At 68.5% G+C, this 19817-nt stretch carries 20 protein-coding genes; 9 read left to right on the forward strand and 11 right to left on the reverse strand.

The genetic code is table 11. The features are described from left to right. Positions 1 to 45 precede the first annotated feature (45 nt). A complete protein-coding gene (locus tag ACYVII_RS16450) occupies positions 46 to 1068 on the reverse strand; it encodes an aldo-keto reductase family protein (RefSeq protein WP_460537091.1) in 1023 nt (340 codons plus the stop codon). A gap of 91 nt (positions 1069 to 1159) precedes the next feature. Between ACYVII_RS16450 and ACYVII_RS16455 the strand changes: the two genes are divergently transcribed. Further along, complete coding sequence (locus ACYVII_RS16455) at positions 1160 to 1732, forward strand: TetR/AcrR family transcriptional regulator (protein WP_460537093.1); 573 nt, start codon at positions 1160 to 1162, stop codon at positions 1730 to 1732. Between the two features lie 28 nt (positions 1733 to 1760). On the opposite strand, the gene ACYVII_RS16460 is transcribed toward ACYVII_RS16455, so the two are convergent. From ACYVII_RS16460 to ACYVII_RS16475, 4 genes are all read right to left on the reverse strand, one after another. Further along, on the reverse strand, positions 1761 to 2447 hold the full coding sequence (locus ACYVII_RS16460; RefSeq protein WP_460537095.1) for an SDR family oxidoreductase: 687 nt from the start codon (positions 2445 to 2447) through the stop codon (positions 1761 to 1763). Between the two features lie 66 nt (positions 2448 to 2513). Then, positions 2514 to 3215, reverse strand: a complete 702-nt coding sequence (locus ACYVII_RS16465) for a copper resistance CopC family protein (RefSeq protein ID WP_460537097.1) — start codon at positions 3213 to 3215, stop codon at positions 2514 to 2516. Next, complete coding sequence (locus ACYVII_RS16470) at positions 3215 to 3991, reverse strand: YcnI family copper-binding membrane protein (RefSeq protein ID WP_460537099.1); 777 nt, start codon at positions 3989 to 3991, stop codon at positions 3215 to 3217. Before ACYVII_RS16470 ends, ACYVII_RS16465 begins: the two co-directional genes overlap by 1 nt. A gap of 277 nt (positions 3992 to 4268) precedes the next feature. Further along, entirely contained in the window at positions 4269 to 4862 is a 594-nt protein-coding gene (locus ACYVII_RS16475; protein WP_460537101.1) for a hypothetical protein, read from the reverse strand. Between the two features lie 422 nt (positions 4863 to 5284). Here ACYVII_RS16475 and recQ point away from each other — a divergent pair, with 422 nt between their 5' ends. Beyond that, positions 5285 to 7135 (forward strand): DNA helicase RecQ, encoded by a 1851-nt coding sequence (gene recQ, locus ACYVII_RS16480; RefSeq protein WP_460537127.1) that lies wholly within the window; start codon positions 5285 to 5287, stop codon positions 7133 to 7135. Positions 7136 to 7195: 60 nt separating this feature from the next. Here the strand turns inward: recQ and ACYVII_RS16485 are convergent, their stop codons facing one another. The 3 genes from ACYVII_RS16485 to ACYVII_RS16495 are packed head-to-tail and all read right to left on the reverse strand — an operon-like array spanning position 7196 to position 9266. After that, the gene (locus ACYVII_RS16485; protein ID WP_460537102.1) at positions 7196 to 8020 is read right to left on the reverse strand and encodes an MBL fold metallo-hydrolase; all 825 of its coding nucleotides are present in this window, start codon (positions 8018 to 8020) and stop codon (positions 7196 to 7198) included. Further along, positions 8017 to 8697, reverse strand: coding sequence for a YdeI/OmpD-associated family protein (locus ACYVII_RS16490; protein WP_460537103.1), 681 nt, complete (start codon positions 8695 to 8697; stop codon positions 8017 to 8019). The genes ACYVII_RS16485 and ACYVII_RS16490 overlap by 4 nt, the downstream gene beginning before the upstream one ends. Further along, entirely contained in the window at positions 8694 to 9266 is a 573-nt protein-coding gene (locus ACYVII_RS16495) for a DUF1697 domain-containing protein (protein WP_460537105.1), read from the reverse strand. The genes ACYVII_RS16490 and ACYVII_RS16495 overlap by 4 nt, the downstream gene beginning before the upstream one ends. Before the next feature lie 216 nt (positions 9267 to 9482). Here ACYVII_RS16495 and ACYVII_RS16500 point away from each other — a divergent pair, with 216 nt between their 5' ends. The 4 genes from ACYVII_RS16500 (at position 9483) to ACYVII_RS16515 (ending at position 15201) form a co-directional block, all read left to right on the forward strand. Further along, positions 9483 to 10418, forward strand: a complete 936-nt coding sequence (locus ACYVII_RS16500; protein WP_460537107.1) for a DUF4436 domain-containing protein — start codon at positions 9483 to 9485, stop codon at positions 10416 to 10418. A gap of 186 nt (positions 10419 to 10604) precedes the next feature. Further along, positions 10605 to 12722, forward strand: a complete 2118-nt coding sequence (locus ACYVII_RS16505; protein WP_460537110.1) for an acyl-CoA dehydrogenase family protein — start codon at positions 10605 to 10607, stop codon at positions 12720 to 12722. A 133-nt stretch (positions 12723 to 12855) separates the two neighbouring features. Next, positions 12856 to 13788, forward strand: coding sequence for a LysM domain-containing protein (locus tag ACYVII_RS16510; RefSeq protein ID WP_460537128.1), 933 nt, complete (start codon positions 12856 to 12858; stop codon positions 13786 to 13788). Between the two features lie 93 nt (positions 13789 to 13881). Beyond that, positions 13882 to 15201: an MFS transporter gene (locus tag ACYVII_RS16515; protein WP_460537112.1), complete on the forward strand. Its 1320-nt coding sequence runs from the start codon at positions 13882 to 13884 to the stop codon at positions 15199 to 15201. Between the two features lie 209 nt (positions 15202 to 15410). On the opposite strand, the gene ACYVII_RS16520 is transcribed toward ACYVII_RS16515, so the two are convergent. The 3 genes from ACYVII_RS16520 to ACYVII_RS16530 all read right to left on the reverse strand — a co-directional run bounded on the left by ACYVII_RS16520 (position 15411) and on the right by ACYVII_RS16530 (position 16683). After that, positions 15411 to 15998, reverse strand: a complete 588-nt coding sequence (locus ACYVII_RS16520) for a TetR/AcrR family transcriptional regulator (protein ID WP_460537114.1) — start codon at positions 15996 to 15998, stop codon at positions 15411 to 15413. Between the two features lie 102 nt (positions 15999 to 16100). Then, complete coding sequence (locus ACYVII_RS16525) at positions 16101 to 16448, reverse strand: hypothetical protein (protein ID WP_460537116.1); 348 nt, start codon at positions 16446 to 16448, stop codon at positions 16101 to 16103. Positions 16449 to 16491: 43 nt separating this feature from the next. Further along, the gene (locus ACYVII_RS16530; protein ID WP_460537118.1) at positions 16492 to 16683 is read right to left on the reverse strand and encodes a hypothetical protein; all 192 of its coding nucleotides are present in this window, start codon (positions 16681 to 16683) and stop codon (positions 16492 to 16494) included. A gap of 198 nt (positions 16684 to 16881) precedes the next feature. Between ACYVII_RS16530 and ACYVII_RS16535 the strand changes: the two genes are divergently transcribed. The 3 genes from ACYVII_RS16535 (at position 16882) to ACYVII_RS16545 (ending at position 19656) form a co-directional block, all read left to right on the forward strand. After that, positions 16882 to 17232: a hypothetical protein gene (locus tag ACYVII_RS16535; RefSeq protein WP_460537120.1), complete on the forward strand. Its 351-nt coding sequence runs from the start codon at positions 16882 to 16884 to the stop codon at positions 17230 to 17232. Positions 17233 to 17299: 67 nt separating this feature from the next. Further along, positions 17300 to 18106 carry an ABC transporter ATP-binding protein gene (locus tag ACYVII_RS16540; protein WP_460537122.1) on the forward strand — a complete coding sequence of 269 codons (807 nt, stop codon included), beginning with the start codon at positions 17300 to 17302 and terminating at the stop codon, positions 18104 to 18106. Beyond that, positions 18088 to 19656, forward strand: a complete 1569-nt coding sequence (locus ACYVII_RS16545; RefSeq protein ID WP_460537125.1) for a transporter — start codon at positions 18088 to 18090, stop codon at positions 19654 to 19656. Before ACYVII_RS16540 ends, ACYVII_RS16545 begins: the two co-directional genes overlap by 19 nt. Positions 19657 to 19817: the final 161 nt, after the last annotated feature.

Below are 19817 nucleotides of genomic sequence, written 5' to 3' on the forward strand. Positions count from 1 at the left end.
CGCGCTCCGGCAAAGTTGGACCACCATCGAACACTCGGATGGCCGCTACCGTGCCGAACGAGAATTCGCGGGGCGCCGGCGAAGGGCGGCGTTCGCGACCTCGGGTCCCCGATAGACCATGTCCATAGCGCCGATGCTCTCTCCCGGCGGAACGATGGCGTCGATCCGGTCGAGGATGTCGTCCGACAGTGCGACACCGGCGCCGGCCAGAGTGTCCTCGAGCTGCTCCATGGTGCGCGGTCCGGCTATGGCGGCGGTGACGCCGGGGTGTGCGATCGCGAACGCCATCGCCAGGTGCGTGAGCTTGATGCCGACCTCTTCCGACAGCGCGATGAGCTGCTCGATGACCGCGAGTCGGCGCTCGTCGCGGAAGTGCTGCATGCCCGTGCTGGCGCGGAAGTTCTCGTTCGCCTGGCCTGCCCGGTACTTGCCCGACAGCGCGCCGCCGGCCAGCGGGCTGTAGACGAGCGTTCCCATGCCGTAACGCTGTGCAACCGGCAGGATCTCGCGCTCGATCTCGCGGTCGAGGATCGAATAGTTGGGCTGCTCGGTGCGGAAGCGCTCGTACCCGCGGCGCTCGGACATCCACTGCGCCTCCACGATCTCGGACCCGCGCATCGACGATGTGCCGATCGCACGCACCTTGCCCTGCCGGACGAGATCGGTCAGTGCCGAGAGCGTCTCGTCGATGTCGGTCTCGGGGTCGGGACGGTGCAGCTGGTACAGGTCGATGTAGTCCGTACGGAGGTTGCGGAGCGAGCGCTCGATGGCCTGCATGATCCACCTGCGCGACGCGCCGCGGTGGTTCACTTCATCGTCGACCGGGCCGAAGAACTTCGTGGCGAGCACGACCTCCTCGCGACGGCCGGCAAGCGCCTCGCCGACCACCTCCTCCGAGTCGCCGTAGCGATCGGCGGTGTCGACGAAGTTGATGCCGGCATCGAGTGCCTTGCGGATGATCCGCACGCCCTCTTGTCGGTCGGGATTGCCGAACGAGCCGAGCATCATGGCGCCGAGCGCGTAAGGGGTCACCTTGATGCCGGTGCGGCCGAGGGTGCGGTACTGCATGGGGTCCTCCTGTAGCATCGAATACGGAACAACGTTCCGCTATCGACTCGACTATATGGAACGTTGTTCCGAATAGCAAGGAGGTGTTGTCGTGGCCTCGTCCATGGTCCCCGAACGACGAGTCCGTGCGGACGCGCGGAAGAACCTCGACGGTCTGCTGGCGGCGGCCCGAATGGTGTTCGCCAGGTCGGGCGTCGACGCTCCCTCGCGTGAGATCGCTGCCGAGGCGGGGGTCGGGGTCGGCACGCTCTACCGGCACTTCCCGACCAGGGCAGAGCTGGTCACTGCGGTTTTCACGACCGAGATCGACGCCACCGCGGCCGCAGCATCCGAACTGCTCGCCGACCACGACCCAGGCGAAGCCCTCGACCTCTGGATCACGCGTTTCACGCGGTTCGTCGCGACGAAGCAGGGTCTCTCCGCGGCTCTGCGCTCCGACGAACCGGCGTTCGGCTCCCTCCCCGCATACCTGAAGGACAAGCTGGGGCCCGCCATCCGGTCGCTGGTCGACGCTGCCGTCGAGGCCGGCGAGGTCCGCTCGGATGTCGACCCGTTCGAGCTGCTCCAAGCCATCGGCGATCTCAGCCACCGAGCTCCTTCGCCGGACGGCTCACCGAACCCGATGGTGCGACTACTGCTCGACGGCCTGCACGTGCGTCACTGAGGGCACCGGTTCCGCCGGGAAGGCCGGGTCACCGGCCAGGGCGCACGCGGACGTCGGTGAGGTCGGCGTCTCGCGGCAGGTCAAGAGCGGTGAGCACGGCGGTGACCACGGACTCCGGTCTGATCCAGTCGGCGTCGTCGTACTCCGCGCCCTCTTGCTCGTGCACCTTCTGCTGCATGGGCGTCGCCGTGCGCCCCGGGTACACGCTCGTCACCCGTACACCGTTGGCGCGTTCCTCCGCGCGCAGGGCGTCCGCGAGGGCGCGCAGGCCGAACTTGCTAGCCGCGTAGGCGCTCCAGTCGGGTGAGGCGTTGAGTCCGGCACCCGAGTTCACGAATACGGCTCGGCCGTGTGCGGCGCGCAGCGCCGGGAGCGCCAGCCGGGTCAGCTCCGCAGGAGCCGCGAGGTTCACGTCGAGCGTGCGGCGCCACACCTGGGCAGGCAACTCCGACACCGGACCGAGGTCGACCACCCCGGCGACGTGCAGCAGGGAGTCGAGCGTTGCAGGCATCCGTTCGCCGACGGATGCCTGCAACGACTCCGGATGCTCCAGGTCGCCCACCAGCGCGGTCGCCCCAGGAAATCCCGCGACGAGCTGTTCGGCACGTTCGGCGTTGCGCGCGAGCAGCACGAGGTCGTCGCCGCGCTCGTGAAGTGCTTTCGCGAGGGCTGCGCCGATGCCGGAGGACGCGCCGGTGATGAGGTGGGTGGGCATGGGTCCAGTATCGCGGGATCGTCGACCGCGTGGCGGGCGCCGGAAGAAGAGCGCCGCCCGCCAGGATCACTCCTCGCGCGACCGCCGCCTGGTCAGCGCGATCACCACGACAGCGATGAGTGCGAGGAGCACGATCGACCCCGCGATCACGATCACGATCACGATCGCGCCGGAGTTCACGGTCCCCTGAGCGGTACCGGCTCCTGCCTTGGGGGCGGCGGTGGCTCCGGCGCTCTTGCAGGCGCTGGTCGAGGATCCGGCGGCCGCCTTCGTCCCGGCCGGCGGCGCGTAGGTGAACTGGATGGAATCCGACACGACGTGGCCGTCGGCAGAGACGATCTGCCACGTGACCAGGTACTTGCCGGGACCACCCAGCGCGACGGGAACCGTGACCTTGCGATCGCTGATGGTCGGGCATCCGGTCTCGAAGTGCTTGCCGGCACCGTTCGGGCCCGTCACCTGCAGCAGAGCCCCAGGCCCCGTCTTCGACAGATCGAGCACCACGTCGTCGAACGTGAGCTTCACACTGTCGATGGGTGTCGTCTGCGTCGATCCCGCCTTCGGGGAGCTGTCGACCAGGTAATCGTGAGCGCTCGCCGGAGCGGCGGCGAGCGGGCCGACGACCGCGGCCGCCGCGAGGGCGGCGACCGCGATCCCGGCGCGCAGAGCGTGACCGATCGATCGGCGGCGGGGGTGAGCCCCACCGTGCATCGGAGTCGGTGTCACCGAGCGTCGTGTTGCAGGACGCCCTGCCGCGCGCAGAAGCATCAGACGCCGTCCTCGCGCGTCGGCGATTGCGGCGCCGCGCCGGGATGCTCCGCGGTCGTTGCCGACCGGGGCCGGCGTACGAGCCCGAGCACCGCCACGACCAAAGCGATCGCGGCCAGGGCAAGTCCGGCGATGCCGAGACCGAGAGCAACGGCATCGGTCGCCGAGGTGCTCGATGCCGCCGGGGCAGGCGTGCTCGTCACGACGGTCGGTGCCGTCTTCGACGACGACGGCGGAGCGTCGTTGATGTACAGCGTTGGCGCCGGATGCTCCGGCTCCTCACCGGATGCCGGTGTCGGCTGGTCCCACTTCACGACCGACCCGTCGGAGTACGTCTGGATGGCCGGCATCTCGATCTTGCCGGTGTCTGGCACGATGCCGGCCGAGATGCTGAACTGCTGGAACTGTCCCGGCTTGATCTGCACTCCCGGATCGGCGGTCCAGACGATCTTCGTAGGCGCCTCGGTGACGGTCGCACCGGAGATCTTCACCGGCTTGGCGAGCTTCGAGGTCGTGACAGTCGCGGACCAACCCGGAACGGGCTGGTACGAAACGGACGTGAACGGAGTCGCGGTCGGGAAGTCGACCTCGAGCCCGACGGTGCCCGCCGTCGCGGACTCGGTCGGGACGCGGAACGTGAGCACGCTGTAGCCGCCAGGCGCTGCCTGATCGGGGTCGACGCGCACGTGCGCGCTTGCTGCCAGCGGTGCGGCGACCGCCAGTGCGATGGCCGCGATCGCGGCCGCGACTGCGGCCGCAAGGGTGTGTTTGGTCATGGTCTCTCTCGTATGCCTGTTCGCGCATATATACGCGCGGTGCGTATGGATGTCTTGGATGTCTGCGTCGATCGGGCCGGTCGTCTCTCGTGGCAACGCCTCGTGTCTCAGAAAACGTGAGTGCGCGGCGGCCGAGCGCGCCGTTTGTGAGACACGTAGGTCGGCGGTGTCTCAGCAGGTGCTTCCAGAGGGTGCCGGGATCCGCGCCTTCTGTGACACGGGAATGACGGATGACTGACGCAGGAACGAGGGACAGGCTGCCCGGGCGGCTCGCCCCTCAGACGAGAACAGGCGGGCCGCGGTGGCGGAGCGAGCCGAGCACGCGCGTCGGGGACGCGAGCGTGAGCGGGCGCGTCTGCACGGGCATCCGTGCAGGGGTGCGGAACGGCACGACAACCAGGCGCGCTATCGACGTCACCAGAAGCGCGGCGAAGTTCGCGAGCGCGTGCAGTGTTCGTTCGCCGTGGCGCAGAGCGGCCAACGTGACGATGGCCGCGAGCCCGTGAGCCACGTACATGAGCGGGCTGTGGTCGTGCATCGGCATCGCCCGCCCGGCCGTCATGGCGATGTGCTCGCCGAGGTGCAGGTGGCCGGCGGGAGCGTGCAGGATGGTGCCCGAGGCATCCGACCCGAGGCCGAAGAGCAGGTGCAGGAGCAGCTGGCTGATGCCGACGGATGCCGCCTGTCGCCACAGTGAGATCCGTCGCCCCGCGAGCACGACGCAGAGCGGAACGGCGAACGCCAGCGACAGCGAGACCGCCAGCAGAGAGGGCAGACCGCCACCGGCCGCGTCGTGGAACAGCGCCGCGACGAAGACGGCGAAGCACGCAGCCGCGGTGCCGCGGAGCGTGCGTATGCCGCGTGAGGTCATGCCGTTTCCTGATGCGTTCGGATGCGTCCAGCCTAGCTTTCGCGCCGCTTGGCCCCGCCGGGCCTGAACAACGCGATTGCGCCGGTCCTGCGGCGCGATCGCTGGAACGCGTCGCAATTGCGAGGACGCCAGGCCCGGCCCGGGCTGTGGAGAACGGGTTTCGCACAGGAGCCTGCGGCCCGGGGCCGCCCGTCGGGAGCCCCGGTTAACCTTGACCGGTGAGCTTGCCCGAACCGTTCGAACCGCCGCCGGATCCTGCCGTCCCTGCCGACTGGGATCCCGCGGACTGGGATCCCGACGAGTTCGTCCCGCCCGACGACGACTACGGGCCGGAGCTTCTTCCGTCGAACGGCAGCGGAGCAGCGCCGAGCGGTGGCGCCGATCGGTACGAGGAGGAGCTGGAGCGCGCATCCGTTCGGCGCATGGTCGGAGCCGACCCGCTCGACGTTCTGCAGACCGTGTGGGGCTACGACGCGTTCCGTGGCGACCAGGCCAAGGTCATCGACCGGCTCGTCGACGGCGGCGACGCCGTTGTTCTCATGCCCACCGGCGGTGGAAAGAGTCTCTGCTACCAGGTGCCGTCCATCGTGCGTGAGGGCACCGGAGTGGTCGTGTCGCCGCTCATCGCTCTGATGCACGACCAGGTCGACGCCCTCAGCGCTGTCGGCGTACGCGCGGCGTACCTGAATTCGACGCAGGATGCCGGAGCGCGGGCATCCGTGGAGCGCGCCTACCTGCGCGGCGAGCTCGACCTCCTCTACGTCGCCCCGGAGCGGTTGTCGTCGGAACAGACGAAGCAGCTGCTGTCGCGCGGAAAGATCGCCCTGTTCGCCATCGACGAGGCACACTGCGTGTCTCAGTGGGGTCACGATTTCAGGCCGGACTACCTGGGGCTCTCCGAGCTGGCGCAGCGCTGGCCGGAAGTGCCGCGCATCGCGCTCACGGCGACCGCGACCGACGCGACGCATCGGGAGATCACCGAGCGGCTGGCTTTGCAGAACGCCGAGCACTTCGTCGCGAGCTTCGACCGGCCGAACATCCAGTACCGCATCGTGGAGAAGAACGAGGTGCGGCGGCAGCTGGTCTCGTTCATCAAGAACGAGTTCGGCGGCGATCCGGTCTCCGGCGACGGTCCGGCTTCCGGCATCGTGTACGCGCTCAGCCGCAAGACCGTGGAGCAGACGGCCGAGCACCTTCGCCAGAACGGCATCGACGCCATGCCGTACCACGCGGGGCTCGACGCCGGTACGCGCGCCAGAGCCCAGTCGCGGTTCCTACGCGAAGACGGGGTCGTGATCGTGGCCACGATCGCGTTCGGGATGGGCATCGACAAACCGGATGTGCGCTTCGTCGCGCACATCGATCTGCCGAAGTCCGTCGAGGGGTATTACCAGGAGACGGGCCGTGCCGGTCGCGACGGCGAACCGGCGGTGGCGTGGCTGGCCTACGGTCTGCAAGACGTGGTGCAGCAGCGGCGCATGATCGAGGAGTCACCCGGTGATCTCGCGCATCGCAGGCGGATGTCCGCTCACCTCGACGCGATGCTCGCGCTCTGCGAGACCGTGCACTGCCGAAGGCAGAACCTGCTGCAGTACTTCGGGCAGTCATCCGGAGAGTGCGGCAACTGCGACACGTGCCTCAACCCGCCGGAGACCTGGGACGGCACGGTACCTGCGCAGAAGCTCTTGTCCACGGTGGTTCGGCTGAAGCGCGAGCGCAACCAGCGGTTCGGTGCCGGGCACCTCATCGACATCCTGCGCGGCAAGCGCACGCCGCGCGTTGACCAGTACGGCCACGACTCGCTCAGCACGTGGGGTATCGGCGACGATCTCGGCGAGCAGCAGTGGCGCGGCGTCGTGCGACAACTCCTCGCGCTGGGGCTGCTCGCGGTGAATGACGACGGCTACGGCACGCTGGCGATCACGCCCGCCAGCGCGGAGGTGCTGAACGGGTCGCGCAAGGTGCTGCTATGTCACCAGGAGGAGCGGGTCCCGCGCTCGCGCGCGACCAAGGCGAGCGTGCAGGCGCTGCCCGAGGCGGCGCATCCGCTCTTCGAGGCGCTTCGCGCCTGGCGCACCGAGCAGGCGAGGGAGCAGGGCGTTCCGGCTTACATCGTGTTCGGCGACGCCACGCTGCGCGGGGTCGCCTCGAGTAGGCCGAGCACGCTCGATGAGCTTGCGCAGATCTCCGGTGTCGGCGCCAAGAAGCTGGAGACCTACGGCGAGGATCTTCTCGCCGTCGTGGCGGCCTCGCCTGCCTCTACCGGCGGTTGAGCGGTCGACGCGACCGGCAGCTGCACCTCAACGGCGCGATCTTCCACTCCGATGCGCGCCTCACGTCAGGTCGTCGTAGTCTCCCCGCACCCACGCGATGTAACGGTCGGCGGATGCACGAATCACCTCGTGAGCATCCTGCGGCACGCTGCGACCGAAGTTGTTGTAGAGACGGTCGAACTGAAGGCCGAGCGCCTTCCTCGCGACTCGCTCCACGACGGCGGCCGACAGTGGCAGCAGGTTGGGGTAGCTGCGCATGAACGACACGGATGTCCCGTTCGGGTTCGGGAAGATCGCGTCGCCCGCCAGCAGCACGCCCTTGCCGTCCGCGCCGGCATCCCAGAGCGCAGCGGTGCTCCCCGCAAAATGGCCGCCGAGCGTGTGCAGTTCGAAGCCCGGAGCGAGTTCGACCGTGTCGCGGAACAGCCGGATCGCCTCGTCCTGCCGTCGCACCCACTCCGCATCCGCCTCGTTCACGTACACGGGCGCCCCGCCGAGCAGCCGCGACCACGACACCTGTGCGCCGTACATGTGCGGGTGACTGGCCACGATCGCCAGTACGGGTCCGTGCTCGAGCACGCGGGAGGCGGCATCCTCATCGACGTATCCGATGGGGTCGAACAACAGGTTGCCGCCCGGGGTCTTCACCAGCATCGACTGCTGCCCGATGCCCACCTCGGGGTCGCTCGTGACGGCGATCATGCCCGGCTCCACTTCGTGCAGCTCGACACGAATGCCATCAGCTCGGAGCTCGTCCGCCGTCGTCCACTTCTGCCCGGTGCGGGGAACCCACTGCCGCTCGTCGCTGCAGATCGCGCACTCGGCGGGCGGTTCGGGCGAGTCGGCGTGCTCGACACCGCACGTCGCGCAGATCCAAAGGGTCATGCTCGGGCCTCCTTGTCAGGGTGTTTCTGCTCATGAATCGTCTCGCCGCGTTCGAGCATGGCGACGTACTCCGCGATCTTGCGTGCTCGCGTCTCGGCCCGTTTCACGTTGCCGATGCGGAACAGGATGGCGAACCGGTTCTGGCTCGTGAGCGCCTGGAACATCGCGGATGCCTGCGAGTTCGCCGCCAGCGCCTCCGCCAGATCGTCGGGCACTTCGATGTCCCGGGATCCGGCGTAGGCGGCATCCCACCGTCCATCCGACTTCGCACGTGCGACCTCGGCGCGCCCGGCGTCGGTCATGCGGCCCTCGCGCTCGAGTCGCGCGACGTGCTCGCGGTTCCGCTTCGACCAGATGCTCCGCGCTCGCCTCGGTGTGTTCGCGGCTTCGCCGCTCAACCCGCTGCAATCGGCTCGGCAGTAGGAGCGAGCTCCTACTGCTCTCGCCTCAATTGCGGGTGAGGTCTGCAGCCATTCGGTGTCGCTGAGGCCCTGCTTGGGTCCGTCGATCCAGCCGAAGCAGAGCGCCTCGTCGAGAGCCTCGGCGTAGGTGACCCCGGGCGCACCGCCCTTGGCGAGCGCGAGCTGCACACCGTCATCCACGGCGTGATTCCGCTCGAGCCACTCCCGCCAGGCGCCTGCGTTGGGCAGCCGCAGGATCGGTCGTTCGACGCTCATCGCAGCAGCTTCTGCAGCGTGTTGAGGTTGCGGTTCGTGGTGAGCAGTTTGCCGCGACCTGCCCCGATGCCCTTGCCGACGACGCTGTCCAAGGTGTGCCCGCGCTCGACCGTCCAGAAGAGAACCGGACCGCCGTCGGCGAGCTGCTCGAGCTCGGGGTCGACGTCGAGCTCCAGGGCATGCCGGGCGACGGCATCCAGGTCGGCGGGACGGTCAGTCGAGCCGGGCGCCCCGGTGGCGCCGATGAGGAAGACGACGTAACGGTGCCAGCCGTCGCGCCCCGGGAACGGGTACGCGTCGACGATCGCAGCGAGAGCATCCGTATCGAGCACGTGCACCTTCGCGTCGTAGCCGAACGCGTCGCTGAGCGCCATCTCGATGTCCGATCTGAGAGCTTCAGCACGCCGAGCGGATGCCTCGCCCTCCGCCTCGAACACCACGTTGCCGCTCGCGAGCACCGTCTTCACGCTGTCGTATCCGAGCGAACGGAACGCCTCGGCGAGTTCGGCCGACTTGATGGTGCGTCCGCCTACGTTGATGCCGCGCAGCAGCGCGATGTACCGCGTCATGCCGACCAGCATGCCAGGAGCCGGCGACACACCACGACGATCTCGCCAGCACACGATGCGCCGGAGATGACGCCGTGCACCGCGTAGACGAGCGGGCTCTATCCGGCCGATGGCACGATCTCCGGTGGAGCATTCGGCGGTGTGCGGGTGCGATGGTTCGCACGGCATCCGCGGGGCGCGCGAGCGGGCATCCGTCGCCGCCCTAAGCTCTCGCCCGTGGGGGAAGAACGCCGCGCGCCGAACCGTCGCACGGTCGTGCGCGTCGTCGCCGTCGCCGTCGTGCTCGCCCTTGTGTACGCCCTCGTCGTCACGCTGTATGCCGTGAGCGGGAGCGTCACTTCGCTCGGAGAGTCCCAGCCCGAGCCCGAGAAGGGCGGCGTCACGGTCGTTCTGACCGTAGAGGGAGTGGATGCCGCCCACCAGCGCATCGACATGAGCGTACACATCGACCCTTCGGAGACACTCTTCACCGGCAACGGCCTCGCTCTCGCCGAAGACATCCACGTGATCGTGGCACCCGTGGAGGGCAATCAGTCGCTCGTCTTCCCGGCGGATTCGGCCATCGCCACCAAGCCGGTGCGCGTGCTGGCCAACGGGGAGATCGGCAACTGGCCGTTCGACGGCTACCGCGCTGACGAGCTCGTCGTGCTCGCCTATGTGACGAGCGGCGGAGTGAGCCGCCCGATCCCCACGCACGTCTGGTTCAGCGGCGATGTGCCGGGATGGCGTGTGAACGTCACGCAGATCGGCGAGGCTCCCAAGGAGCTCCCCGCCACCCTCAACGAAGCACTCGCGGTATGGCCGCACATCGACGTGACCTCCGCGCGCTCCGGCAGCACCGTGGCGTTCGCGTTCGTGCTCCTGGCGCTGCTCGTCGTGATGCCCTGTCTCGTGCTGTTCGTGGCGATCACCGCATTCCGAGGCAAACGCAAACTCGAACCATCCTTCATGGGGTGGATGGGTGCCATGCTGTTCGCGACCATTCCGCTGCGCACGTTCCTGCCCGGCTCGCCCCCGATCGGCTCCTGGATCGACTTCACGGTCGTGCTCTGGGTCGTAGCCGGGCTCGTCGTCGGCCTGGCCGTCTATGTGGCTGCCTGGGCGCGTTGGTCCCACGAGGTGCCGGAGCGAGCGAAGCAAGCACCGCGCTGAGCCCGTCGAGGTACCGAAAGGTCCACGACGAGCTAGCCCGGTTCGCTTCCGGCGAGCGCCTTGCGCAAAGCCACAGGCATCCCTGCCGGCGTCCGAAGGCCGTTTGTGGCATCCGCACGGCGAACTGGCCGCTAAAAGGATGCCTGCCTACCGTGGTAGGAATCCCCACCTGAGAAAGGTCTTGCGATGGTCGACACCGCCTCGAAGCCCGTCACCGAGCACATCACACGGCCGGACCGGTCCTCCTACACGCTGCAGACCGGTCCCGTCGACGTGGACGCCCCGCCCGCCGAGGTGAGCGTGGCCGAGCTGGGCCGCAAGCTGCTGGGCTCATGGGCCGACGTGCGCCTCGCATCCCTGGAGTTCGCGAAGAACCCCGCGCTGCAGCGGGTCGAGGGTCTGAGTCTCGACGAGCACCGCAAGCGCGTGTTCGAGCAGCTGAAGCTGCTGGTGGAGAACGGGCAGGTGCACCGCGCTTTCCCGGCATCCGTCGGCGGCGGCAACGACCACGGCGGCAACATCGCGGCGTTCGAGGAGCTCGTCACGGCCGACCCTTCGCTGCAGATCAAGGGCGGTGTGCAGTGGGGGCTCTTCGGTGCTGCGGTCTTGCACCTCGGCACGCAGAAGCACCACGAGAAGTACCTGCCGGGCATCATGAGCCTCGAGGTTCCCGGCGCGTTCGCGATGACCGAGACCGGGCACGGATCGGATGTCGCCTCCATCGCCACGACCGCCACCTACGATCCCGAGACGCAGGAGTTCGTGATCGACACGCCGTTCCGCGGCGCGTGGAAGGACTACCTCGGCAACGCCGCGAAGGACGGCCTGGCCTGCACCCTCTTCGCGCAGCTCATCACGAACGGCGTCAACCACGGCGTGCACTGCTTCTACGTGCCGATCCGCGACGCCGCGACCGGCGAGTTCCTGCCCGGCATCGGCGGAGAGGACGACGGCCTCAAAGGGGGCCTCAACGGCATCGACAACGGACGCCTGCACTTCACGAACGTGCGCATCCCGCGCGACAACCTGCTGAACCGCTACGGCGACGTCGCAGAGGACGGCACGTACACCAGCCCGATCTCGAGCCCGGGACGCCGCTTCTTCACCATGCTCGGCACGCTCGTGCAGGGCCGCGTGTCGCTCGACGGCGCATCCACCATCGCTGCCGCAATGGGCCTGACCATCGCCGTCACCTACGGCAATCAGCGCCGCCAGTTCACGGCGGGCAGCGACACCGACGAGGAGGTGCTGCTCGACTACCAGCGGCACCAGCGGCGTCTCATCCCGCGGCTCGCCACGACGTTTGCGCAGTACTTCGCGCACGACAAGCTGCTGCTGAAGTTCGACGAGGTGTTCAGCGGCAAGGCCGACACGGATGACGACCGTCAAGACCTCGAGACCCTCGCCGCCGCTCTGAAGCCGCTCTCCACCTGGCACGCGCTCGACACACTCCAGGAGGCGCGCGAGGCGTGCGGCGGAGCGGGCTTCCTCACCGAGAACCGTCTCGTCAGCCTGCGCGCCGACCTCGACGTCTACGTCACGTTCGAGGGCGACAACAACGTGCTGCTGCAGCTGGTGGCCAAGCGCCTCTTGACGGACTACTCGAAGAAGTTCGCGAAGGCGGATGCCGGTGCCCTCGCCCGCTACGTCGTAGCGCAGGCCGCCGACCGTGCGTACCATGGCTCCGGCTTGCGCCGGCTCGCGCAGACGGTCGCCGACTTCGGCTCGACTGCGCGTTCGGTCGGCCAGCTACGCGACCCGGAGACCCAGCGCGAACTGCTCACCGATCGCGTCGAGACCATGATCGCCGAGGTCGCCACACGCCTGCGGAACGCGAACAAGCTGCCCAAGGACAAGGCCGCCGCGCTGTTCAACTCCCAGCAGAACGAGCTCATCGAGGCCGCACGCGCGCACGGCGAGCTGCTGCAGTGGGAGGCGTTCACTGAGGCGCTCGACACGGTGAACGATGCCGGCACCAAGCAGGTGCTCACCTGGCTGCGCGACCTGTTCGGCCTCGGACTCATCGAGAAGCACGTCGCCTGGCACATCATCCACGGTCGGCTCTCCCCGCAGCGGGCGCAGGCTGTGACCGCGTACATCGACCGGCTCGTCGCGCGGCTGCGACCGCACGCGCAGTCCCTGGTGGATGCCTTCGGCTTCGAGCAGGAGCACCTGCGCGCGAAGATCGCCAGTGGTGCCGAAGCCGAGCGTCAGAACGAGGCGAGAGAGTATTACCGCGTGCTGAGGGCATCCGGAGACGCTCCCGTCGACGAAAAGACCTTGCACCACAAGAGCAAGCGCTAGGCGTCGCAGCAGAGGCGGGTTCGGCTCGAGTCATCGCATCGCCTAGAGGCGATTGAGGTGACAGGCGGCGAGCCGATTGAGTCTCTGAGCGGCGAAGCCGTGATAGACGCACGGTTAGTATTCGGCTGTGCGGATGATCAGGGGCGGCAACGAGGTCGACGGCAAGAACCGAGCGAGAACCGGACGCGCGAAGGCGCGCTGGCTCGCTGCGATCGGGGCCTCCATGGTGCTCGCGGCGGCGCTCAGCGGATGCAGCGTGGCCGCCGCGACAGCCAAGACGCACGCCACCCACAGCAAAGCGCCGCACACGCGCACGCCGTCGCCGACGGCTTCCGCCGCTGCCGCCGATCCGGCGATATCGCATCCGGCAACGCCTGCCCCGAGCGAGGCGTCGGAACCGGCTCCCACTCTCATCCCGGTGCCGGCCGGCACGGTCGTCGCGCAAGGGGATGTCGCGTCGCCGAAGGGAAGCATCCACTACCACTACAGAGTGGTCGCGAACGGCGACAACACGTTCACGGCGCAGTACTCCGGGTTCACGTCGACGGTGCCGATCCCGGTGTCGGTCACGCTGCTCGACATTCCGCCGAAGGTGGGCGACGGCCTCACCTGGCACGGGGTCGGCGACCACCTGTTCGGCGGCCCCACGACGTCGCCGCAGAGCTCATCTGGGTCGCTCGGCTCCGAGGATCAGCCTTCGTACCTCGTCGCGCTGGTCACCTACTCGTCGGTGGCCTCCGCCGACGGCGTGCCGGTGGAACTCGGGCCCAACAAGGTGCTGGCGGTGAACACGGTGAGCTGGAACGTTCCGGTGCGGCAGTCCAACGTGCACCCGGCAGATGGTGGTGCGCGCACCTATGCAACGGGCACCGTCACGGCGACCACGGCCAGCGGTGCCCCGAAGAGCTACCTGATCGCTCCCGGCGACATCACCTCGGTGGTGGCGGCTCGGTTCGGCATCTCGGTCACGGATCTCATCTGGCTCAACGCGAACCTGCAGGTCTTCGGTGACCAGCAGTACCTCTATTCGGGGACGACCCTGAATCTCGATCCCAACAGCGTCTGACGACGCCTCGCCGCGTTTGCCTTCTTGAACAGATCGGTCTAATGTCTTGGACAGATCGGTTTGAACAAGTCTGTTCAAAGAGAGAAGGCCAGCATGACTTCACAGGTATCGCCACGCGCGGCGGACACGACGGCGTCCCTGGCGACCGTGCGACGGCGCCTGACCCTTCCGAAGGGAGCTGCGTTCATCGGAACCGCGCTCGCCGCGGTCGGGCTGTACCTGGCATCCGGTGCACCGACGCCGATCCTCCTGCTGCTCCAGCAGGAATGGGGCTTTCGGTCGTGGGCGCTCACGCTGGCGTTCGCGGCGTATTCGTTCGGCCTGATCGCCGCGCTGCTCGTCACCGGCAAGCTGTCGGACCACATCGGGCGACGTCCCGTGCTGATCGTGGCGCTTGCGGTGCAGGCGGTGGCGATGCTCGGCTTCGTCGTGGCATCGGACATCTGGTGGGTGACAGCGGCTCGCACGCTGCAGGGCATCGCGACGGGTGCGGCGACCAGTGCGTTCACGGCGTCCATGGTCGAGCTCGCACCTGAGCGGTTCAAGCGACTCGGATCGATCATGGGCGGCGCGGTGCCGCCCGCCGGCCTAGCGCTCGGCGCGCTGTTCGCCGGCCTTGCGACGCAGTTCACCACGTCGGCCGAAGCCGTCGTGTTCGCGGTGCTCGCCGTCGTTGCCGTACTCGGGCTGCTGGTGGCGGTACTCGCCCCCGAGACCTCGACCCGGCGGAGCGGCGCCGCACGAAGCCTGATTCCGCGCATCGCGGTTCCCCGTGCCGCCCGGGCCGAGTTCGTTGCCGCGGTACCGGGCATCATCGCGACCTGGACGCTCGGCGCCCTGTTCCTCGGCCTGGGCCCGACCATCGTGCTGCGCGTGTTCCACATCGACAGCGGAGCCGTGGACGGCATCACGGCGTTCGCGGCGCCGGCGGCCGCTGCTGTCGTCGGCTTCGTGCTCGGTCGCATCGCGGTGCGCCGCGTGTTGCTCTTCGCCGTCGTCGCGGTGTTCATCGGGGGTGCCCTCATCGTGGCATCCGTCGACGGCGGGTCGCTGACGCTCTTCATCGTCGGCGGAGTGATCGGCGGATCCGGCTTCGGCGCCTCGCTGTCGGGAGCACTTCGTGTGCTCACGGGCATCGCCCAGCCGCACGAGCGAGCAGGCGTCTTCGCCGCGGTCTACACCGTCGCGTACCTGGCCTTCGGCCTGCCGGCCATCGCCGGGGGACTGCTCATCGCGCCGCTCGGCCTGACCTCGACGGTCGTGCTCTACGGCATCGTGATCGCGCTCGCCGCGGTCGTCGGCCTCCTGGCCCAGCAGCGCCTCATCACCCGGCAGCGCAGGGCGGCAACCGCCCTCGCGAAGGCCGAGCGCGCGGCAGGATGCCCGACCACCGGCTGCACGGCGACCGTCTGAGGCGTCCACCCGCCCCTCCTGCGCGACCAGCACCGGCAGCCAGCCTCCAGTGCCCACGAACGGTCGGGCGGAAATAGTCAGATCGGCCGGATGAATGAGCGCTGTGTGTACGGAGCCTCGTTCGATTTCCGGCCGATCGTGCGGTGATAAACGGGCTGTGTGGCGGTGGTCGCGCTGCGGGCCGGTCGCTCAGCGGGCGAAGCCGGCGATCAGTGGTCGGCGGATGCCGGCACTGCAGCGTCGATGAGCTGCTCGGCCAGTGCGCGCGCCGTCTCCGCCACTCGCGGATCGCCGTCCATCTGGAATCCCATGCGCGCGCCGTCGTAGACCACGAGCAGCCGCTCGGCGAGTGTGGGGGCATCCGTCACGTCGAGCGCGTTGGCGAGCCGGCCGAACAGGCCGTGCATCCAGCCGCGATAGCTGGCCGCCTCCTCGACCTCGGCGCTGCCGGGCTGGGCCTCGGCCAGGGCACGGGAGAACGCGCATCCCCGGTAGCCGGGATCGCGGATGACGGTCCCGAGCTCGTCGAAGATCGCGAGCAGCTTCGCGCGCGGGTCGTCGACAGCGCCGATAGCGCCCTCGATTCGTGCGGCCATGCTGGCGTGGCGGCCGAGCAGGTACTCGCGCACCAGATCGTCTTTGCCGTCAAAGTTGTAGTAGAGCGAGCCCTTGGCAACGCCGGCCTTCTCGATGATGCGGTCGATGCCGACGGTGTGGATGCCCTCGTCGTAGAACAGCTCGTCGGCGGCGGCGAGCAGACGCTCCCGTGGCGACGATCCCTTGTCGCGTGCTGCCATGTGCGCATCCTATCAGACAGACCTGTTCAAAAGTGGATCGGCGCACCCAGCAGGAGCGGCGTGCGGATGCCGGGCTCGAGTCCGCGGGCCCGGCATCCGGCGCTAAGACCTCCTGGAGGAGGCCATCCCCACGACGAAGCCGACCACGGCGGCGATGGCCGCGACCACGAGAATGACCTTGAGCGGGTTCTCGCTGGTGGTGTCCAGTGCGCTGTCGCGCATGTCATCGAACGAGCCGCCCGCCTGGTCGATCCCGCGCGACGCCTTCTTCTTGGTGTCGTCGATGACGTCGTGTGCGGTGTCGACGGCTCGGTCGACCCCTCGCGACCCCGCTTCGGATGCCTCGTTCATGCGTTCCGAAACCGCGCCGGCCGCCTCGTCGACCGCACCCTTCGCCTTGTCTGCGGCGTCATCCACGCCGTCCCCCAGTGCCTCGTTCATCTCGGCCATGTCTCTTCTCCTGACGTTCCGATCCTGTTCGTCCTGCTTGCGGCTACAGCGATTTCGCAGCCTTCTCCGCGCGCTTCATGGCCCGCTTGCGGGCCTTCTTCACGCGCGGGTCGTTCCACATCGCGTCGATGCCCGCGCGGATCTCGCGGTATCTGCCGCGACCGGCCTTCGCCCCATAGGTGTACGCGATGAGTGCGACCACGCCGATCGTGAGCACGGTGAAGAACTTGCGCATGCGATTCCTCATTTCCTCGGAGTCTGCAAGATTCACCGCTCTGCCCGAGCGTTGTCGAGGACTTGACTGCATCCGCTCGGCATGCCAGGGCCCGGGCCGAGCATCTCGCTGACCGAACCCGTCCGCGCTGCCCCGGCTCTCATCGCGCGGTCATAGCTCGTCGGGCGGATGCCCATACACGGTTCGTAGACTCGCACCATGACCGTCCAGGAGGTGAAGCCGCCCTACCTCGTCTGGGACATCATCATCTCGGTCGTCGTGTGGCTGGTCACCGGGGCGTTCATCAGCATCGCGTCATTCGCGGCGATCTTCGGGCTCGCGTTCCTCGACTACTGCCCTCCGCAATCCTGCAGCTCCGAAGCGGCGGTGGCGTGCCTGTTCGCGGCGGGCGCGGCATCCGTCGTCGTCGCGCTCGCCGGGTTCGTCGGTGGGCTGGTGCGCATGCTGCGTCGCGCGTCGAGCTGGTGGATCACGCTCGGGGCGTTCGTGCTGTGCGTGGCGTGCTGGATGGTCGGCTTCATCTCCGCGTGGCGCGCGATCGGCTGGTGATCGGCGCATCGGATGTCATCCGATCGCGGGACGACAGGGTCGGATGCCCGCAATAGGCTGGGTTGCCATGACCGATGCCGTCAACCCGCCGGCGCAGTACGCGCCGCCCGCACCCGACCCGGCGGCCGCGCTGTCGATCCGCGGGCTCTACAAGTCCTTCGGCCAGAAACGAGCGGTCGACGGAATCAGTCTCGACGTGCCGATCGGCAGCTTCTACGGCCTGGTCGGACCGAACGGTGCAGGCAAGACCACCACACTGAGCATGGCGACCGGGCTGCTCAAGCCGGATGCCGGCGCCGTCGCCGTGCACGGCATCGACGTGTGGGCGCGGCCCCTGGAAGCGAAGGCGCAGATCGGCGTGCTCTCCGATGGCGCCCGGCTGTTCGACCGCCTCACCGGCGAGCAGCTCGTGGTGTACGCGGGTCTGCTCAGCGGCATGGACCGTCCGACCGCGGTCTCGCGCACGAAGGATCTGCTGCAGCTCCTCGACCTGCAGGACGCGGCGGGCACGCTCGTCGTCGACTACTCGGCCGGCATGACGAAGAAGATCGCGCTGGCGTGCGCGATGGTGCATGCCCCGCGGCTGCTCGTGCTCGATGAGCCGTTCGAGTCGGTAGACCCGATCTCGGCGGCGAACATCCGCGACATCCTCGGCGGATTCGTGCGCGGAGGCGGCACCGTCATCGTCTCCTCGCACGTCATGGACCTCGTGCAACGCATGTGCGACCACGTCGCCGTCATCACGAACGGGCATGTCGTGGCATCCGGAACGGTCGACGAGGTGCGCGGCGGCGCCGACCTCGAGGACCGCTTCGTTCAGCTCGTCGGCGGCCGTCGCGTGCAGGAGGGGCCGGAGTGGTTGCAGCACTCGTAAGGCTTCGCCTGCTCGTTCTGCGCAACAGTCTCAAGCGCAGCATCGGTCAGCTCATCGCCGTCATCATCGGCGGCCTCTACGGCCTGTTCGTGCTCGGAATGGTCATCGTCGGACTGTTCGCGCTCAACCTGGCGCCGGTGGAGATCGTGCGCACCGTCGTCGTGCTCGCCGGCTCCGTGCTCACGCTCGGCTGGGCGATCCTTCCCCTGTTCTTCTCGGTCGAACAGACTCTGGATCCTCCGCACCTCGCCGTCTACCCGATCCCGCTGAACAAGCTGCTGACCGGCCTGCTCATCTCGGGTGTGGTCGCCATCCCCGGCGCCATCACGATGGTCGCATCGGTCTTCACGTTCGGATCGTGGCTCCGGATGCCTGGAATCGCCGTGCTCGCACTGCTCTGCGGGATCGCCGGCGCGCTGCTCTGCGTCATGCTGTCCCGCGCCGTCACGTCCGCGGCGGCGGGGCTGGCATCCGGCCGCAGGTTCCGCGAGGCGGCGGGCATCCTCATCTTCATCCCGCTCGTGCTGCTTGGGCCGATCATCGTCGGCGTCACGTCGTCTCTGCGGCACTCGGCCGACGCCCTGCCGAGCCTCGGCGATGCCATGTCGTGGACCCCGCTCGGGGCGATCTGGGCCATCCCGTCGCAGGTCGCGCTCGGCGACCCGCTCGGCGCCGTGCTGCGCGCCCTCATCGGTGCGGCCACGATCGCGGTCGTGTTCCTGGTGTGGCGTTGGGGGCTCTCCCGCTCGCTCGTCACGCCGGTGCACGCCGCATCGAGGGTGCGCGCGCAGGGCAAGCTCGGCCTCTTCGGGCTGCTGCCGGCCACGCCGGCCGGAGCGATCGCCGCGCGTTGCCTCAACTACTGGTTCCGGGACCCGCGCTATGTTCGCCAGCTCGTGATCATCCCGGTGATACCGATCCTGTTCTGGTTCTACTCGTCGCTGACCCACTTCCACGCGCTCCTGCTGTGGTCGGGGCCGATGGTCGCGTTCCTCCTCGGCGTCACCCTGATCGCGGACGTGTCGTACGACTCCACCGCGTTCGTGCTGCACGTCAGCAAGGGGGTGCCCGGGCGCGCGGACCGCTGGGGGCGGGCATCCGCCGTGCTCACCTTCGGCCTTCCCGCCGCGGTCGCCGTGACCCTCATCACCGCAGGCATCAGCCAGGAGTGGATGCTCGTGCCCGGCCTGCTCGGACTCGCCTTCGGTCTGCTACTCGGCGGCTTGGCCGTGTGCTCGGTGACCTCGGCGGTGCTGGTGTATCCGGCGCCGGCCCCAGGGGACAACCCCTTCAAGACGCGGCCCGGCGCGAACACGGCGCTGCTCGGGTCCACGTTCCTCACCTGGGGCGTGCTCGCCGTGGTCACGGCACCGGAGATCGTGCTGCTCGTGGTGGACGTGGTGACCGGGCAACTGCTGTGGGGGTGGATCGCTCTCGTGGCCGGCGTCGTGCTCGGTCCGATCAGTCTGGCGATCGGGGTGCGGCTGGGTGGAGGCATCCTCGATCGTCGCGCTCCGCAACTGCTGATGCAGTTGCAGAAGGACGCGTGACGCGCCGCCCTACCGTCCCCACCCCCAAGTGACACTAGTAGCTCGTCGCATCTAAACGCATGGGTATAGGTGGCGGAGTTTCACGCGGGCGTCGGCTGTTGTGAACTGCCAGTCGACTTGCCGCTGGTTTTCGTTGGTGGCGTGTTGCCAGGCGGCGAGCT

The sequence above is a fragment of the Humibacter ginsengiterrae genome (assembly GCF_054780115.1).

Coding starts and splice junctions, on each gene's coding strand:
- ACYVII_RS16525 (WP_460537116.1), bottom strand. CDS start 16,448: ATGGCCGAGATGAACGAGGCACTGGGGGACGGCGTGGATGACGCCGCA.
- ACYVII_RS16475 (WP_460537101.1), bottom strand. CDS start 4,862: ATGACCTCACGCGGCATACGCACGCTCCGCGGCACCGCGGCTGCGTGC.
- ACYVII_RS16460 (WP_460537095.1), bottom strand. CDS start 2,447: ATGCCCACCCACCTCATCACCGGCGCGTCCTCCGGCATCGGCGCAGCC.
- ACYVII_RS16465 (WP_460537097.1), bottom strand. CDS start 3,215: ATGCTTCTGCGCGCGGCAGGGCGTCCTGCAACACGACGCTCGGTGACA.
- ACYVII_RS16505 (WP_460537110.1), top strand. CDS start 10,605: ATGGTCGACACCGCCTCGAAGCCCGTCACCGAGCACATCACACGGCCG.
- ACYVII_RS16520 (WP_460537114.1), bottom strand. CDS start 15,998: ATGGCAGCACGCGACAAGGGATCGTCGCCACGGGAGCGTCTGCTCGCC.
- ACYVII_RS16450 (WP_460537091.1), bottom strand. CDS start 1,068: ATGCAGTACCGCACCCTCGGCCGCACCGGCATCAAGGTGACCCCTTAC.
- ACYVII_RS16515 (WP_460537112.1), top strand. CDS start 13,882: ATGACTTCACAGGTATCGCCACGCGCGGCGGACACGACGGCGTCCCTG.
- ACYVII_RS16535 (WP_460537120.1), top strand. CDS start 16,882: ATGACCGTCCAGGAGGTGAAGCCGCCCTACCTCGTCTGGGACATCATC.
- recQ (WP_460537127.1), top strand. CDS start 5,285: ATGGTCGGAGCCGACCCGCTCGACGTTCTGCAGACCGTGTGGGGCTAC.
- ACYVII_RS16495 (WP_460537105.1), bottom strand. CDS start 9,266: ATGACGCGGTACATCGCGCTGCTGCGCGGCATCAACGTAGGCGGACGC.
- ACYVII_RS16530 (WP_460537118.1), bottom strand. CDS start 16,683: ATGCGCAAGTTCTTCACCGTGCTCACGATCGGCGTGGTCGCACTCATC.
- ACYVII_RS16510 (WP_460537128.1), top strand. CDS start 12,856: ATGATCAGGGGCGGCAACGAGGTCGACGGCAAGAACCGAGCGAGAACC.
- ACYVII_RS16490 (WP_460537103.1), bottom strand. CDS start 8,697: ATGAGCGTCGAACGACCGATCCTGCGGCTGCCCAACGCAGGCGCCTGG.
- ACYVII_RS16540 (WP_460537122.1), top strand. CDS start 17,300: ATGACCGATGCCGTCAACCCGCCGGCGCAGTACGCGCCGCCCGCACCC.
- ACYVII_RS16485 (WP_460537102.1), bottom strand. CDS start 8,020: ATGACCCTTTGGATCTGCGCGACGTGCGGTGTCGAGCACGCCGACTCG.
- ACYVII_RS16470 (WP_460537099.1), bottom strand. CDS start 3,991: ATGACCAAACACACCCTTGCGGCCGCAGTCGCGGCCGCGATCGCGGCC.